Source organism: Streptomyces sp. NPDC091371 (assembly GCF_040684275.1).
Lineage (GTDB): Bacteria > Actinomycetota > Actinomycetes > Streptomycetales > Streptomycetaceae > Streptomyces.
The window spans coordinates 1-14513 of sequence record NZ_JBFBFP010000063.1 but is presented as its reverse complement, the minus strand read 5'-3'; the positions used below and the strand labels follow the sequence as shown (position 1 = coordinate 14513).

Here is a 14513-nt window from a genome sequence, read left to right as displayed (position 1 = left end):
AGGCTTTCTCGACAATGCGGCCCTCGACGACGGACCCGTCGACCTAACGATCATCATCGCTTCTCCCGCCGGAGTCCGAGGTCGGCGACGCGCTGCTCATACTGGGCTGCGGCGGCAGCGTCACGGAAGTCGACCTTGTGCCACCGCGCAACGTCATAGCCTTCGCTGTCGTGCCAGGGGCGTAGGGCTTCGCACAGAGTGTTCCAGGTGTCACGGATCCGATCGAGGCGCTGCTCGTCTTGTGCGCGTAGCTCGGCCTCAGGCGGAGGAGCCCACACGAGAACTGTCGTAGGGCCCGAACGGTTGCGGTAGGGCTTCCAGAAGGGCGCGCGGATGTCCCATTCCAGTTGAAGAACGAGGCCGGACATCACCTGGGCAAGTGCCCCAGCCGTACGGTGCTCTTCAGTCTCAGCACCGTGAGCGGCCTCTTGCGCTTCCAGCCGTGGCATCAGGAACTCGAAGATCGCCCAGGCGTCATCTTCCGTGATGTCGGAGGCATGGTGGAGCGTCCGCTCCGGCATGCCCGTCGGCTCGTCCTGCTTGATGGTCATCTCCGCCCCGCCCCCAGTCCAGATTCACCGAAGAGGAACACTGACCCGCACACGCCAAGGTGCTCCGGAGCGGGCTCATCGGCTCGGCTCCGATCAGGCTATCCGAGGAGTTTCGACGGGGCTGGGCGCCGTCGGAACGACCGCCTTGGCGCCGCATTCGTCGCCGCCGGGCGCCGTCAACTTGACGCCTGGCTTCGTGAGGTGTCTCCGGTGAATCCTGCCACCCGGCCGGGTGAGTTGCCCCGATAGCCCCTTCCAGGCAGACCACGGCCACGGCTACAACCCGGAACATGATCAACACTCTGCTGTGTCGCGGTCTGCCCGCACTCGCCCTCGCCGCCCTGCCTCTCCTCACCACCTCGATCCCGGCTGCCGCCAACACCACGGCCGCGAGCCAGATGCCCTTCACCGGGCACGCTTCCGGCCAGGGCTCGGCCGGGGCGCCGGGTGCGGCGGGGGTTCGGGCGCCACTGCCGCTGTTCGAGGCGATCGACCGGCTCCCGGTCGCCGTCGAGCACCGCGAAGGCTACAAGCGAGACCTGTACCAGCACTGGAACAAGGGCCTCATCGCCTCCGACGGTTGTGACACAAGGCGGGAAGTCATCCTGGCCGAGGCGGTGGTGGCGCCGCAGGTCGCGGCCGGCTGCAAGCTGACGGGTGGATACTGGCGCAGCCCGTACGACAACCTCGTCGTCACCGACGCCGGTCGCCTCGACGTCGACCACATGGTATCCGTGCCTGCGACAGCTTGAAGTTGTGGATGACCAGCTCAGGGCGTCGTCGGCATGCCACTCACAATCGGCACCTCTCTGTTCTGAACTCGCCTCAGACAACAGCATCTGCGGCCGATAGCGTCTGGCTCCATGGAGCTACCGACACTCACAGCCGAGGCCCGCCGACGCGTACTCAAAGGGGTGGCACGCAATCCGGCAGCACCGGAGCGCGTCCTGCGGTTCCAGTCAGCCCCTCGTCGTACCGCCGTCAGCCGATCGGCTGATGGCGGTACGAGCGCGATGGCCGATACCCCACGCCGCCCGCCCCGGCGATCCTTGAGCCATGCCCGTGATCGAAGTTCAGGACCTACGCAAGGCTTACGGTGGTAGGAGGGTTGTCGACGGTGTTTCCTTCACCGTCGACGAGGGGGAGATCTTCGGAATCCTCGGGCCCAACGGCGCTGGCAAGACCACCACCGTCGAGTGCATCGAGGGCCTGCGTACCCCTGACGCGGGACTCGTACGGGTCGCGGGGCTCGACCCTGTGGCCCGGCACGAGGAAGTCACTCGGCTACTCGGCGTCCAGCTCCAGCAGAGCGAGCTTCAGCCGAAGCTGACCGTCGGCGAGGCGCTTGACCTGTATGCCTCCCTTTACGAGCGGCCCGCCGACTGGCGTGTCCTCGTCGAGCGGCTGGGTCTCGAAGGGCAGCTGCGAACCCGGTTCGGCAAGCTGTCCGGCGGGCAGCAGCAGCGGCTGTTCATCGCGCTCGCCCTCGTGGGCAACCCGCGTGCCGTCGTCCTGGACGAGCTCACCACCGGGCTCGACCCGCGCGCCCGGCGCGAAACCTGGGCGCTCATCGAGGACATCCGGGCCGGCGGGGTGGCCGTTGTGCTCGTCACGCACTTCATGGAGGAGGCTCAGCGCCTCTGCGACCGGATCGCGGTCATCGACAGCGGCCAGCTCACCGCCCTCGACACCCCTGCCGGGCTCATCGGCCGGACGGCCACCCCCCGGACCGTCGCCTTCGCCGCCGACACCCCGCTGGAACGAGCCGAGCTCCTCGCCCTTCCCGGGGCGCTGACCGTGACGACCCAAGACGGCCAGACCATCGTGACCGGCACCGACGCCACCGTCGACGCCTTCGTCTCGCTGCTGGCCCGCCACGCCGTCACCGCCCGGGGCCTGCGCATCACCGACGCGACCCTCGACGATGCCTACCTCGACCTGACGGGAACCGACCAGTCATGACCGCTGCCACCCGCGCCGTCCTGCGCACCGAGGTCCGGCTCTTCACCCGCGAACCCGGCGCCCTGTTCTGGGTGATGGCCGCGCCGACCGTACTTCTGGTGATCCTCGGCCTCATCCCGTCCTTTCGCGAGCCCTCCGCCGACATCGACGGCGGTCGCCGCGTGATCGACGTCTACGTTCCCGTATCAGTCCTCTTCGCCTTGATCATGGCCGGGCTCCAGGCCATGCCGCCGGTTCTCGCCGGCTACCGGGAGCGCGGCGTCCTGCGCCGGATGTCTACCACCCCGGTCCGCCCGGCCGCCCTCCTTACGGCCCAGCTCGCCCTGCACGCCGCGGCGGCACTCGTCTCCGCCGTCCTCGTGATCACGGTCGGCCGACTGGCGTTCGACGTCGCGCTGCCCGGAAACGTCCCTGGTTACGCACTGGCCCTGCTGCTCGCCACGGCCTGCGGCCTCGCCCTCGGCGCGGCGGTCTGCGCGGTATCCCGTACACAGAAGATCGCCACGGCGATCGGCACTGCCGCCTTCTTCCCGACCATCTTCACCGCAGGTGTCTACATCCCGGTCCAGGCCATGCCCGATACGCTGCGGCAGATCATCCAGTTCACGCCGTACGGTGCCGCCTCCGGGGCGCTCGACGAAGCCGCGGGCGGCGTCTGGCCCGGCTGGTTCGCGCTCGGAGTGATGGCACTGTGGACGGTCGTGCTGACGGGGGCTGCGGTCCGCTGGTTCCGCTGGGAGTGACGGAGAGTGCGTACGAGATGACGACGGTCGATGAACGCTGGCAGCAGTTCTTTCGCTGGGGCCCGTACCTCTTCCTCGCCCTCGCCACACTCCTTGCCGGGGTCTCGGCCGACGAGTTCATGACCGGCCCGTCGAAGGTCGCCGCCGGCATCCTGATCGCGGCCGGTCTTGCCCTCCAGCTGTGGTGGACCGCCTACCAGCGCGCCCTTCCGGCTGCTGTCCGCCCCGCTACCGCTCACCCGCAGACCGGCGCAGCCGCCACGGTCCAGGCCGCCCCCATCGTCCTCGTCCCCGGCGCCCCCAGCACCGCCTCCACCATCTACTTCCTCCTCCGCACAGCGCTCGCCTTCGCGCTGACCTGGCTCAACCCTTTCTTCGCCATCTACGCCTGCGTCGGCTACTTCGACGCCGTCCGCCTTCTGCCGCCCCGGCCCGCCGCTACCCGGGCAGGACTGCTCGCCGTCGCCGTCCCCATGGCCGGCTCCCAGTCCGGCGGGCTGCCGCCTTCATCCACCCTCCAGTGGATCGCCTTCGGCGGCCTGTTCGCCCTCAACGCCGGCATCGCCCTCGTCTTCTCCCAGTTCGACGCCAAGGAGGCCGAGAAGGCCGCCGAACGCGCCGCCACCATCGCCGAACTCGCCCGCGCGAACGCCCGCCTGGAGCAGGCGCTCGCCGAGAACTCCGCCCTTCAGGCCCAACTCCTCCTCCAGGCCCGCGAGGCGGGCGTCGCCGACGAACGGCGCCGGCTCGCCGCCGAGATCCACGACACCATCGCCCAGGGCCTGACCGGGATCATCACCCAGCTCCAGGCCGCTCTCGGCACCGCCGACTCCGCACAGGCCCGCGTCCACGTGCAGCGTGCCGCCGACCTCGCCCGGCGCAGCCTCCGTGAGGCCCGCCACTCCGTGCACAACCTCAGCCCGGTCGCCCTGGAGCACGACCCGCTCCCCGACGCGTTGAAGAAGACCCTGGCTGTCTGGTCCAAACGCACAGGCATCACCGCCCGGTTCACCGCCACCGGCACCCAGGAGCCCCTCCACGACGAGGTCGCCGCCACCCTTCTGCGCATCGCCCAGGAGGCTCTGGCCAACGCCGAACGCCACTCCGGCGCAACCCGGGCTGGCGTCACGCTCTCCTTCATGGGCGACGAGGTCACTCTGGACATCCGCGACGACGGCCACGGCTTCGACCCGGCCGCACTCCCCACCCGCACCCACGCCGCCGGCTTCGGACTCGCCGGCATGCGCGCCCGCGCCGAACGGCTGGCCGGGACCGTCGCCGTCGAATCCTCACCCGGCGAGGGAACTGCGATCTCCGCCCGCGTACCGTTGGTGCGCCATGACTGACATCACCCTGCTCATCGTCGACGACCACCCCGTCGTACGGGACGGGCTGCGCGGCATGTTCGCCGCAGCCCCCGGCTTCACCGTACTCGGGGATGCATCCGGCGGCGCCGAGGCCGTCGACTTGGCCCTCCACCTCGAACCGGACGTCGTCCTGATGGACCTGCGCATGCCCGGCGGCAGCGGCGTCGATGCCATCGCCGAACTCGCGCGCCGCGGCTCGCGTTCCCGGGTCCTCGTCCTCACCACGTACGACACGGACACCGACACCCTCCCCGCGATCGAGGCAGGCGCGACCGGCTACCTCCTCAAGGACGCACTCCTCGAGGAGCTCCTCGCCGCCGTGCGTGCCGCAGCCGAGGGATATGCCGTCCTCTCTCCGGCTGTCGCCTCCCGTCTGGTCAGCGCCGTACGCGGCCCTGCCGCATCCGTCGACGAGACCCTCTCGGCCCGCGAGCGCGAGGTCCTCGCCCTCGTCGCCCGAGGCACCTCCAACCGCCAGATCGCGGCCGAGCTCTTCATCAGCGAGGCCACCGTAAAGACCCATCTGACCCACATCTACGGCAAGTTGGGCGTCAACGACCGGGCCGCCGCGGTTGCGGCCGGATACGACCAAGGCATCCTTGGCCAGACCTGATGGCCGCGCAGACCAGAGCGCGAGCCGTGGTAGGGAATTCCAAGCACGCAGCCTCGGCAGGGTGCATCGACCGCCCGCCAGCGGGCCTGGGTGGACTCGACCAACTTGCAGCCCATGGCCGGGGCGGACGGTCCGGGCGTGGCCCCATTCCGTCGTGGGCTCCACGCCGTACGTCATCACTCACAAATAGGCCTCGATCCTCGAGTTCCCGGACGGGCACGGCGGGCGGCTCTCAAGTGTCGGCAAACGACCGTCTGCCGACACTCGGGGCGGTGATCAAGAACCCGCAGGTGGGCAGTGTCGAGAACCCGTGACGGAAATCAACGTCGGTGAACGGTCCGCCAGGTAGTTTTCGACAATGCTCATTGGCTACGCGCGCACCTCGACCGCGGACCAGAACCCCGATCATCAGATCGACGCCCTGATTCGGGCCGGCGTGGAGAAGAAGAACATCTACGTCGAGACCGCCAACGGCGCGAAAGCCTCCCGCCCGAAACTCGACCTCGTCATGCAGCTGATCCGCGAGGGCGACACCCTGAAGGTCACCCGACTCGACCGGCTCTCCCGCTCCGTACTCCACTTGGTCACCCTCGGCGCCGACCTACGCGAGCGCGGCATCGGTCTGCACGTCATCTAGTAGGGCATCGACACCTCCACCATGGAGGGCCGGGCCATGTTCGGGATGCTCAGCGTGCTCGCGGAGCTCCAGCGCGAGCTGATCGTGGCGAACACGAACGACGGGCTCGCCTCCGCGCGGGCCCGCGGCCGTGTCGGCGGGCGCCGGCCGAAGCTCACGGCCGACCAGGCCGAGCTCGCCCAGCAGCTCTACGACGCCCGGGAGAAGACCGTCCAGCAGATCGCCGACATGTTCAACGTGCCCCGGTCGACGGTGTACGGGCACCTCGACAAGACCAAGACCGTGCCCCGCCAGCCGAAGAAGATCGCCACGGCGAAGCCCTGAAAGCTACCGGCCGGTTACTTGCCCCCTGGTGTCCAAGCTAGGACTACAGGGCCTGTACGAGGAAGTGCTTGCCGGCGCGGAGGAGGACGATGAATGGTTCCTCCCCGACGGCTTTCTCGCGACGGCCTGGATGGGCCACGATCTGCGCCGGCTACGGCAGGCACCTGCCGAGGAGCGGCTGGCTCTGGTGGACTCTCCCCTGGCCTTCCTGCGGTGCGGGGCGGCCTCCTGTTCCAGGAGCCTCCCTGAGAAGGCCGTCGAGCGCCTGCTCAACGATTCGGACCCATACGTACAGAAGGTCGCTGCCCTGTACGCGGACTCCCCGTCAGCGGCGGACCTTGAGCAGATCGTCTGGGAGCACGGGGATCACCTCAAGATCCGCCCCGGGATCCTGGGACGGCCCGACTTCCCGTCACAGGCGTTCCCGCGGTTCGCGACGTCGGAGCGGGCACAGCTGCGGGCCGCAGCCGCGGCGGCTGCCCTGCCGGCGGACGTCCTTGAGAAGCTCGCCGCCGACGTCGAGCCGTGGGTCCGTGCTGCGGCAGCCGGCAATCCCGACCTGCCCCTGCGCTGCCTTCCGCCGCTTCTTGCCAACGAGCAACGCAACGTCGCCGAGGAGGCCGGCGCCTCAGCCCGCATGCCGACGGAATGGATGGAAGCCCTGTTGACCGCCGAAGGCATTGAATAGCCGGTGTATCGCTTCGTTTTCCTCAGTCCTCTTCGTAGCGGGCGAGCCTTCGACGCAACGCGAGGTTCTCGCCCTGTGCGACCTCCAGGGCCTTCCGGAGCTTCGCCACTTCGCCCTGCCGAGCCTTCTGCTCTTGAGTTAGGCGCGCGCTCAACACCCTCACTGCGGAAGAAGTGGAGGAGCCGGCAGTCTGCTCCGGGACTGAGCCGGCAGGCACTCCGCCCTTCGCGCGGTGCCGCTCGATCAGGGCACGCAGTTCTGGGTGCCTATAGAGGAAGTCAGTACTCACGCCAGCGGCACGGGCAACCGCGGTGAAGTTGATCGGCTTCCCGTTCCTGACGAGGCCTGACAGTGCGGTGCGGGACCGCTGTTCCGCTGCCTCGCTGCGGGATCGGGTGGCCCTCCGCAGGTGATCCGGCAATCCGGTCATGAAGCGGACTCCTCACGCTCGATATCGGTGGGGTCGGGGCGGTCGGTGGTGCCGGCACCTCGTACGGCCCGAAGTTGGCCGTCGTCGTGGACGCCGATCTGGTCAAGGGCCACGAGGACCTTGGTGAGGGCGCGGGTCTCGGTGAGCCTGCCGGCGAGCCAGATGTTGTCTTCGCCCATCGGCTCGCCGTGGCGGGCGGTGAACTGTGTCTGGCGGCTGGCGATCAGGGCCTCGGTCTGGGTGAGCTGGTGCTGGAGTTCCTCGCGGTGGCTCGCGTCGGTGACGAACTTGTCGCAGGTCAGGCAGGCGTTTCCCTTGGCACAGACCTGCCGGGGAGGGAGCATGCACCAGCCGTTGGGGAGGACTCGATCGGCTCGCTGATCAAGGTGGAGCACGTCGAAGAGGTCGCTCGGCTCGATGCCCACCGTCCGCCCGTCGACGGTGATCTTCTTGTAGCGCAGGAACTCACGCTCGGCGGTGGTGGACAGAGTCTTGGCGTAGTGCATCGTCATGGTGGGGCTGAGGTGCCCGAGATAGCGCATGACGACGTGGATCGGGACGCCGGCGTTGATGAGGTCGGTTGCGCGAGTGTGCCGGAAGGTGTGGGTCTTGGACACTGCCACCGGGCGGCCCACGCTGTCGGTGATCGCCAGCATCTTCGTGAGGTTGCCGAGCCTGTGGTGGAGGGTTGCCGACGCGTAGGGCCGCAGTCCGAGCCGGTTTTGTCGGGTCTGCACGAAGAGGTAGGGCGGCTCCGTACCCTCCGGTGCCCCTTGGGACGTGACGAACTCACGCGCCCACTCCTGCTGCACGCGGATGATGTCCACGATCTCCAGGTCGACAGGGATGGTCGGGGGTCCGCCGCCAGTGATCTTCGTCTGCTGGTACTTGAGCCGGGCGACGAATCCGGCCCCGTCCTCGCCCTCCTGCAGGCCGGTCGTGGCAAGCGGGAGGAGCGGGTCGAAGTCCATCATCAGGACCTCGTTCATCCGCCGCCCGGTGCGGATCAGCAGCATCAGCGCGTGGAAAGCCTGCCGGTCGTCCAGGCCGCCTTCATCCTTCGGAGCCGCAAGAAGGCCTGACCCGGCGGCGATCTGGCTGATGACCTCGTCCTCCAGAGCCATGTCCTCCGGCATCTGATTGGTGGCCCTGGGCTTGTCCTCCAGCCGGAACAGCACGCTGTAGGCCGAATCGAGCCTCCCCCATCTCGGATCTCCGAGGACTGAGCCAGCCTCCGCTCGGTTGTCGTACATCCAGCGGTAGAACGCCTCGACGGTGACCAGGGTGGAGCGGCGGCTGTTCTTGGCAAGCCTCCCGCCCTTGTTCGCGCCGGAGAGCGTCGAGTGGCTGTTGAGGTGGTCAACGAACCCGCGAACCCAGATTCTCAGCTGTTCGGGAGAGGAGACGAGCTGCGGTCCGGCGCATCCGGCCTGGTCGATGTACGACTGGAATCGCTTCATGGTGTCCATGCGGCTCTTCACCGATGACCAGACGTACTGCTCGGTCAAGAGCTGCACCGACAACCACCACTTCACCGCTTCTCTCAGCCAGTCGGTGGTCAGATGCGCGAAGTTGGCTACGTGCCGGCCGCTGGGTTCGTGCTCTCTCTGCGGGATTCTCCCGTCCAGCGCGGGATTCCAGAGGTTCAGCCGCCACCACTCGCCATCATGGTAGGCGTATGCCAGCCGGTCCTGGATGTGCTTCACGCTGTGCAGGACGATGGTCGCGATGTTCTCTCCGGAGGGCAGGCTCGTGCGTACTGCCGCAGCGCGTACTTCCTCGGCCCACTGCTCGTTGGAGAGAGCCGTGATCGACGCCGAGCTCCAGGCCCTGCTCGGGGTCGCGGAGGACTGCCCGAACACCACCGTCGTCTACGAACCCGCTGCTTGACCCCCGCGCAGACCACGTGACCAGTGTCCCGGTCGTGCGATTCCCGCCCGTGTCCCGCCAGGTGACGGGACACGGGCGGAAGGCATTTCGTGGTGTCAGGACGCCTTCGTCACGCGCCAGCGCTGGTTACGGTTGTCGGTCTTGCACGCCGGCCCGGAGAGCGTCTTGCCGGTACCCGTGTGGGTGGCGCACTCGCCGTAACCGTGTTCCTGCAGGTGGAAGACGAGCCCGTTGACCGTGTCGGCGGCGTAGATGAAGTCCCAGTCGTGCGAGTAGGAGGAGCCGCACGGTACGGAAGGAACCTTGTCACCCGTCCCGGACATGCAGCGGCCCTGGCTCTTGAGCCGGAACTTGCCACCGCCGGCCTTGACAAGTTCCCAGGAGTCGGGGGTGCCCGCTGCGAAGGGCCTGATGTCGTTCTGCTTGCCCTTCCCGTTCTTCTTGGCGTCGATACCGAGCCACGTGTCCGGCTTAGTGACCGGCCTGATGACGAAGCGCTGCCCCGCCTTCCACTGGGGCGGCTCCGGCTCGGCCTGTTCCTGGCCGGCGATCTGGTTGATGTTCACCCACAGCTGCTTGTCGCACAGCACCTCGGGTGACACCTCGCACGTGCCGCCGACCTTGTCCGCCTTCTTCATCTGGAGATAGGTACTGCCGGTGGAACTGTCCCGTGTGCCGGTGAGTCCGAAGCAGGTGCCCTTGCCGATGTCAGCAACCTTGTCGAAGCTGCGGGGTTCCTGCTCGCTCCGCTCGAAGACGGCGGCCTGCTCGGAGTTGATGTTCAACGCGCAGTCACTCTTCGCCTGATTCTTGGCGTCGTACTCCGCGACCAGGCCCAGGCCCTTGGCCCGGACGGCGGAGACGGTGGCGAAGTACGCCTTGCGGTAGCAGCCACCCACCTTCACGTTGGTGAACCGTGCCGGGGTGTCGACGGTGTCACCGACGAAGATCTGGTCGCCCTTCTTGTGCCAGTCGGCTTCCCAGGCGCGCTGCTGAACGACGTAGTGGTCCCTGGTGAAGCCGTACGCGTATTCCTGGGTCTTGGTGTTGCTGGGGTTGTTGGCGGTGACGGTCTCGCCCTTGGTGGTCTCCACCGTCTTCGTGTACGTGAATCCGTACTTGGCGCCGATCTCCAGCACCTTCTTGATCGTCGCCGTCCCGGAGATCTCGATGCTGTGCTGCCAGCTCTGACTGGTCGTACGGGAGTTCGTAACCTCAGCGGAGCCCTTGGGAGGAACGGTCGTCGTCTCGCCCGTCGGGATGAACTCTCCCTGCTCCCTGAGGTAGGAGCGCTGCTTCACACGCTCCGGGGCGGGGTTGAAGTAGTCGATGGTCTGCTTGGGCCACCCCGCGGCCAGGTCCTGGCATTCCTTGGCGCTGCCCGCGCCGGGCAGGTGGTAGATCATCGCGTACAGGCCGAACCGGCTGACGTTGTCATCCTGGTAACCGTCGTAGACCTGGTTGCCGCCCCTCGCGTCGCCAGGAACCTCCCATGCACCGGTGGCGCGCTTGGCGGCCGCCTGAGCCGTCGGCGCGGCCCCGGCCGGAAGCGAGGGAGTCAAGGCCAGGGCGCCGGTAACCAGGAGCAGCGCCGCCCGCCAGGCGGTGCTCCTACGGGGTGTTGACATCAAAGAAACCTTTCGATCGCCAGCTCGTGCGGTTGGCCCGCACCAGCAGCAACGCGCAAGGTGATCAAACGGTTACTCTGCGTGCCGTATCGTGTCTGCCCTACCCGCAGTGCACCCGGTTCTCTGCACACGAGCCGCGACTGCGTGAGAGGCAGGCCTTCACCGGTTCGCCACTGGAGACGAAATGCCCACCCCCCTGCTCCGCCGCCCGCCGATCGCCGTGTGCCTGGCGAGTGCGGCGGCGCTGCTGTTCCCGACCGCCACCGCCGACGCCGCCCCCGCCGCGGGCGAAGCCAGCCGATCGACCGCCACGCCCGGGGTGGTGACGTGGGCGTTCCCCAAAGCGGCCGCGGCCGCGGCCGCGGCCGCCGACCGTTCCCCAGACGGGCAGATCGCCGTCGCCGTCAATACCCGCAACGGCATCACCCTCGTACGGTTCGATGCCAGGGGTAAGTTCGACAAGAGCTTCGGAACCAACGGCTACGCGCGCCTCGCCGCCGACAACGTCTCGGCCGCTGCCGTCGCGTTCGACGAGGACGGCTCCCTGACCGTGGCCGGCACCGCCCCGGGCAAAGGGACCGCTCTCCTCGCCCGCCTGACCGCCCGCGGCAAGCCGGACACCTCGTTCGGGAAGAACGGCATCGTCGTCACCCAGGGGCTTCCGGCCAGCACCGAGGCAGCGGCACTCGCCGTCCAGTCCGACGGCAAGCCCGTCCTGGCGGCCACCGCCAAGAACCGCGTCGTCGTGGCCCGCTACACCCTCAAGGGAAGGCCCGACCCCTCCTTCGGCACCAAAGGCCGCTACCTCTCGCCCGCCAAGGTCTCCGAGTCCGCGGCCGCCATCGGGCTTCAGGAGGACGGCACCATCGTCGTTGCCGGGAGCAGCACGCTGCCCAAGCAGGGTGAGCGTGCCTCCCTGTGGTCGCTGACCACCAAGGGCGCCCCCTCCCCCGGCTTCGGCACGACGGGCAAGCTGCTCGTCGCGGCGGCCGTGCGCAACGGCGTCAGCCGCAACATGGTCATCGACAGCGCCGACAACATCGTCATGTCCGGCAGCGCCGACTCCCACTACGCAGTTGTCCGCCACCGCCCAGGAGGGGCCCGCGACAGGGACTTCGGAGACGACGGCCTGGCGCGCATCCCGACCACCGATACGTCGAACGGCACCGTGGTGGCAGCGGCGGAGGACGGCCACGTCGTCACTGCTGGGCCCCTCGGTACGGCTCTCGGCGTAGCCAGCGCCACAACCCAGGGACAACCGGATCCCGGCTTCGGGACCTCGGGGGTGACGACGCTCGACTTCGGCACCGCCGAACAGAGCCTGAGCGCGCTGCTCCTGACCGAAGACGGCCAGGTCATCGTCGTCGGAACCGCCGGCACCCGCATCGCACTCGCCCGCTTCACCCCTCATGGAAAGCCAGACAGCACCTACGGACGCTGACACGCACCGGCCCGGCCAGGTGGACAGGCGACGAGAGGAACGTCATCCGTAGCTCCGCGAAGACCGCTCACCCGGCCACGGGGAATATCGCACCCCTCAAATGACGCTCCTCGCCAGCTGAACAGGTGCCCTGGTCGGCAGCGCGGCGGGAGGCATACGCAAACGACCAGGGATCCCCGGACACCCTGATTGCGGTCTCCGCCGCATCCAACAGGAGCAAGAGCGACAAGGACCCGGCGGAATGGCTGCCGTCCGACGGCTCATACCACTGCACGTACGCCGCGACGTGGGTCGGAACCAAGCTGAGGTGGGATTTGGCCGCCGACGAGGCTGAGGTCCAGGCGCTCCTCGGACTGGCCGAGGACTGCCCGGACACGACCGTGGTCTACGAGGCCGCCCTGTAGACCTCCAGGTTCCACAGAGGCCGGATGCGGCGCCCCAGCACAGCATGAGCGCCGCATCCGGAGGGTCAGAGGTAGGGGCTCCAGCGTCCGAAGCGGGCCAGCAGCGAACGAGTCTGATCCACGTTCAGCCCGAGCGCCGCGGCGACCTGTTCCGGTTCCTGGGAGCGGGCCTGGTTCGCGGGCCAGTACCCGGTGCGCTGGGCGATGATCTCCAACTGCCTGGCCGCCTTCACCGCGGCGACTGGCGCGTCGGCGGCCAGAGCCTCGATCGCGGTGCTGACAGACTCCAGCAGCGTCTCCAGTTCCCCTGGGAGCGGGATGGTGCGTCGGGTGACGTCGGCAAGGTGGCTGTCCCAGTCGTTCATGCAGCGGTCAGCGTCCTCGGTGCCGGCCTCGCGGAACGGAAGGTCGCCGAACCCGGCCCAGTCCACGGTGTGGGGGTCGCCGGTCCAGCCGCAGGCGCACTCGGCGCGCAGTGCCGCCGCGCGGGGGCGCTCCGGCCAGCAGCCACCGTCGTAGACACTCCAGTGCGCGACATCGTGTCCCGTACCGGAGGAGCCGTCGAAGTACACCGGCTTGGGGACGCTCCCGTCGGCCAGGAGCACACCCACCCGGCCCTGATGCGATGCCCCGAACTCCTCAGACGTCCACGTCTCGTCGTCCACCCACACCCCTCCCACATCCAACGGTCCGGTCGTGTGCCGTTCCTGAGGAGACGATCCCGCACTCACGGCGGGACAGGTGGAGAAAGCGGAGAAGTCGGCACTGAGGACGCGTCTGGGGATGTGCTGGCAGGGGCGACCGGTCGGTCCGGCGAACCAGCCCCCGGAACGGGCGCACTGGTCGGCGGATCATTTGGGCCCCTTGGATGGGGCTCGACGAATCTGGCTGTGGTCCACATTTCGTGACGGTCACGGTGGTTGAGCGAGGACGAGGGTCCGTAGGAGGGAGAAGGAGGCCCGCCCGTAGGACCTGCGTTTGATGAGCTTGATCCGCGTGACCTGGCCCTCAACCACGCCAGAGCTCCAGGGCAGGCTGAGACCGTTGACCACCGCATCCCAGTCGTGCTGGAGAAACGTGGCGAAGGACTGGATCTGCTTTGGTCCGTCGGCCAGAGCCCGGGCCATCCACTGGCGAGCAATGTTCAGATCGGGGCAGGCATCCAGGACGCGGTCGAGCTGGGTGCTTTCGCTGCTGGTCAGGGTCTCGGGGCGGCGCATGATCCAGATGGTGATCTGGCGGGGGCTCGGGACGAGCACGGGTTCGTCGATGGCGGTGCCGGCTCGCAGCGTCGCGACGTACTTGCGGACGGAGATCTTGCTGCCTGGGTATCCCTGCTCACGCACTTCCCGGAATAGCTGGGCCGCGTTGGTTCCTCCGGTGCGGTACCGCTGCTGGATGTAGGGCTTGAACCGGGTCAGGATTTCGGGGCGTCGGTCACGGGCGGAGGCCAGGAGGTCGTCGAGATCGATGTTCGCGTAGCGGCGAACAGTCTTACGGTCGAGGCGGAGATCGCGGCTGATGGCGCTGAGGTTGTCCCCGCGAAGAAGCCGGTCGTGGATGTCTTTGTGGCGTTGCCGGACCCGGGCAAGGATCTGGCTGTCCGGCGGATCACTCGCGGGCGGCACGGGCTCGATCAGTGCGCGAAGAGCATCAGGGGATGTCGCATCAGCGTCTTTGCGCAGGCAGGGGCGATGAGCGTGGGCGGTGCGTTCGACTGCACGAGCCAGGCTGTGGAGGAGAGTACTGGTGGGCCGTCGGCGAGGTGCCTGCTGAGCAGGCCCTTTTCCAACGACCCCCAGCCCGAACCGGGCATGCGACTTGTCACCGCACCC

General features: G+C 68.2%; 14 protein-coding genes and 2 pseudogenes. 10 read left to right on the top strand and 6 right to left on the bottom strand.

Going from position 1 to position 14513, the window contains the following annotated elements:
* Positions 1-53: 53 nt before the first annotated feature.
* Positions 54-551, bottom strand: coding sequence for a hypothetical protein (locus tag AB0O21_RS37010; protein WP_365179242.1), 498 nt, complete (start codon positions 549-551; stop codon positions 54-56).
* Positions 552-841: 290 nt separating this feature from the next.
* On the opposite strand from AB0O21_RS37010, the gene AB0O21_RS37005 reads away from it, so the two are divergent.
* The 7 genes and pseudogenes from AB0O21_RS37005 (at position 842) to AB0O21_RS36975 (ending at position 6885) form a co-directional block, all read left to right on the top strand.
* Positions 842-1303 (top strand): hypothetical protein, encoded by a 462-nt coding sequence (locus AB0O21_RS37005; protein ID WP_365179239.1) that lies wholly within the window; start codon positions 842-844, stop codon positions 1301-1303.
* Positions 1304-1607: 304 nt separating this feature from the next.
* On the top strand, positions 1608-2513 hold the full coding sequence (locus tag AB0O21_RS37000) for an ABC transporter ATP-binding protein (RefSeq protein WP_365179236.1): 906 nt from the start codon (positions 1608-1610) through the stop codon (positions 2511-2513).
* Positions 2510-3256 (top strand): ABC transporter permease, encoded by a 747-nt coding sequence (locus AB0O21_RS36995; RefSeq protein ID WP_365179233.1) that lies wholly within the window; start codon positions 2510-2512, stop codon positions 3254-3256. The genes AB0O21_RS37000 and AB0O21_RS36995 overlap by 4 nt, the downstream gene beginning before the upstream one ends.
* 17 nt (positions 3257-3273) lie before the next feature.
* Positions 3274-4602, top strand: a complete 1329-nt coding sequence (locus tag AB0O21_RS36990; protein ID WP_365179231.1) for a sensor histidine kinase — start codon at positions 3274-3276, stop codon at positions 4600-4602.
* Positions 4595-5236 carry a response regulator transcription factor gene (locus AB0O21_RS36985; protein ID WP_365179228.1) on the top strand — a complete coding sequence of 214 codons (642 nt, stop codon included), beginning with the start codon at positions 4595-4597 and terminating at the stop codon, positions 5234-5236. The genes AB0O21_RS36990 and AB0O21_RS36985 overlap by 8 nt, the downstream gene beginning before the upstream one ends.
* A 358-nt stretch (positions 5237-5594) precedes the next feature.
* A pseudogene (locus AB0O21_RS36980) lies at positions 5595-6197 on the top strand (recombinase family protein).
* A 28-nt stretch (positions 6198-6225) separates the two neighbouring features.
* Positions 6226-6885, top strand: coding sequence for a hypothetical protein (locus AB0O21_RS36975; RefSeq protein WP_365179225.1), 660 nt, complete (start codon positions 6226-6228; stop codon positions 6883-6885).
* 22 nt (positions 6886-6907) lie between these two features.
* On the opposite strand, the gene AB0O21_RS36970 is transcribed toward AB0O21_RS36975, so the two are convergent.
* Positions 6908-7315, bottom strand: a complete 408-nt coding sequence (locus AB0O21_RS36970; RefSeq protein WP_365179222.1) for a DUF6262 family protein — start codon at positions 7313-7315, stop codon at positions 6908-6910.
* Positions 7312-9021 carry a tyrosine-type recombinase/integrase gene (locus AB0O21_RS36965; RefSeq protein WP_365179219.1) on the bottom strand — a complete coding sequence of 570 codons (1710 nt, stop codon included), beginning with the start codon at positions 9019-9021 and terminating at the stop codon, positions 7312-7314. Before AB0O21_RS36965 ends, AB0O21_RS36970 begins: the two co-directional genes overlap by 4 nt.
* Positions 9022-9043: 22 nt before the next feature.
* Here AB0O21_RS36965 and AB0O21_RS36960 point away from each other — a divergent pair, with 22 nt between their 5' ends.
* Complete coding sequence (locus tag AB0O21_RS36960; RefSeq protein ID WP_365179216.1) at positions 9044-9205, top strand: hypothetical protein; 162 nt, start codon at positions 9044-9046, stop codon at positions 9203-9205.
* Between the two features lie 95 nt (positions 9206-9300).
* Here the strand turns inward: AB0O21_RS36960 and AB0O21_RS36955 are convergent, their stop codons facing one another.
* Positions 9301-10833: a hypothetical protein gene (locus AB0O21_RS36955; protein WP_365179213.1), complete on the bottom strand. Its 1533-nt coding sequence runs from the start codon at positions 10831-10833 to the stop codon at positions 9301-9303.
* Between the two features lie 184 nt (positions 10834-11017).
* Between AB0O21_RS36955 and AB0O21_RS36950 the strand changes: the two genes are divergently transcribed.
* Together AB0O21_RS36950 and AB0O21_RS36945 are read left to right on the top strand one after the other, a co-directional pair.
* Complete coding sequence (locus AB0O21_RS36950) at positions 11018-12274, top strand: hypothetical protein (RefSeq protein ID WP_365179210.1); 1257 nt, start codon at positions 11018-11020, stop codon at positions 12272-12274.
* Positions 12275-12405: 131 nt separating this feature from the next.
* Positions 12406-12678: pseudogene (locus AB0O21_RS36945) on the top strand (HNH endonuclease); the annotation flags it as partial.
* Positions 12679-12743: 65 nt separating this feature from the next.
* On the opposite strand, the gene AB0O21_RS36940 reads toward AB0O21_RS36945, so the two are convergent.
* The gene (locus AB0O21_RS36940) at positions 12744-13343 is read right to left on the bottom strand and encodes a hypothetical protein (RefSeq protein WP_365179207.1); all 600 of its coding nucleotides are present in this window, start codon (positions 13341-13343) and stop codon (positions 12744-12746) included.
* A 246-nt stretch (positions 13344-13589) separates the two neighbouring features.
* A partial coding sequence (locus AB0O21_RS36935; RefSeq protein ID WP_365179204.1) for a transposase occupies positions 13590-14513 on the bottom strand: 924 nt, incomplete at its 5' end.

Bases quoted from the DNA above. Each gene is read 5' to 3' on its own strand.
- AB0O21_RS37010 (WP_365179242.1), bottom strand. From the start codon at position 551: ATGACCATCAAGCAGGACGAGCCGACGGGCATGCCGGAGCGGACGCTC.
- AB0O21_RS37005 (WP_365179239.1), top strand. From the start codon at position 842: ATGATCAACACTCTGCTGTGTCGCGGTCTGCCCGCACTCGCCCTCGCC.
- AB0O21_RS37000 (WP_365179236.1), top strand. From the start codon at position 1,608: ATGCCCGTGATCGAAGTTCAGGACCTACGCAAGGCTTACGGTGGTAGG.
- AB0O21_RS36995 (WP_365179233.1), top strand. From the start codon at position 2,510: ATGACCGCTGCCACCCGCGCCGTCCTGCGCACCGAGGTCCGGCTCTTC.
- AB0O21_RS36990 (WP_365179231.1), top strand. From the start codon at position 3,274: ATGACGACGGTCGATGAACGCTGGCAGCAGTTCTTTCGCTGGGGCCCG.
- AB0O21_RS36985 (WP_365179228.1), top strand. From the start codon at position 4,595: ATGACTGACATCACCCTGCTCATCGTCGACGACCACCCCGTCGTACGG.
- AB0O21_RS36970 (WP_365179222.1), bottom strand. From the start codon at position 7,315: ATGACCGGATTGCCGGATCACCTGCGGAGGGCCACCCGATCCCGCAGC.
- AB0O21_RS36960 (WP_365179216.1), top strand. From the start codon at position 9,044: ATGTTCTCTCCGGAGGGCAGGCTCGTGCGTACTGCCGCAGCGCGTACT.
- AB0O21_RS36955 (WP_365179213.1), bottom strand. From the start codon at position 10,833: ATGTCAACACCCCGTAGGAGCACCGCCTGGCGGGCGGCGCTGCTCCTG.
- AB0O21_RS36950 (WP_365179210.1), top strand. From the start codon at position 11,018: ATGCCCACCCCCCTGCTCCGCCGCCCGCCGATCGCCGTGTGCCTGGCG.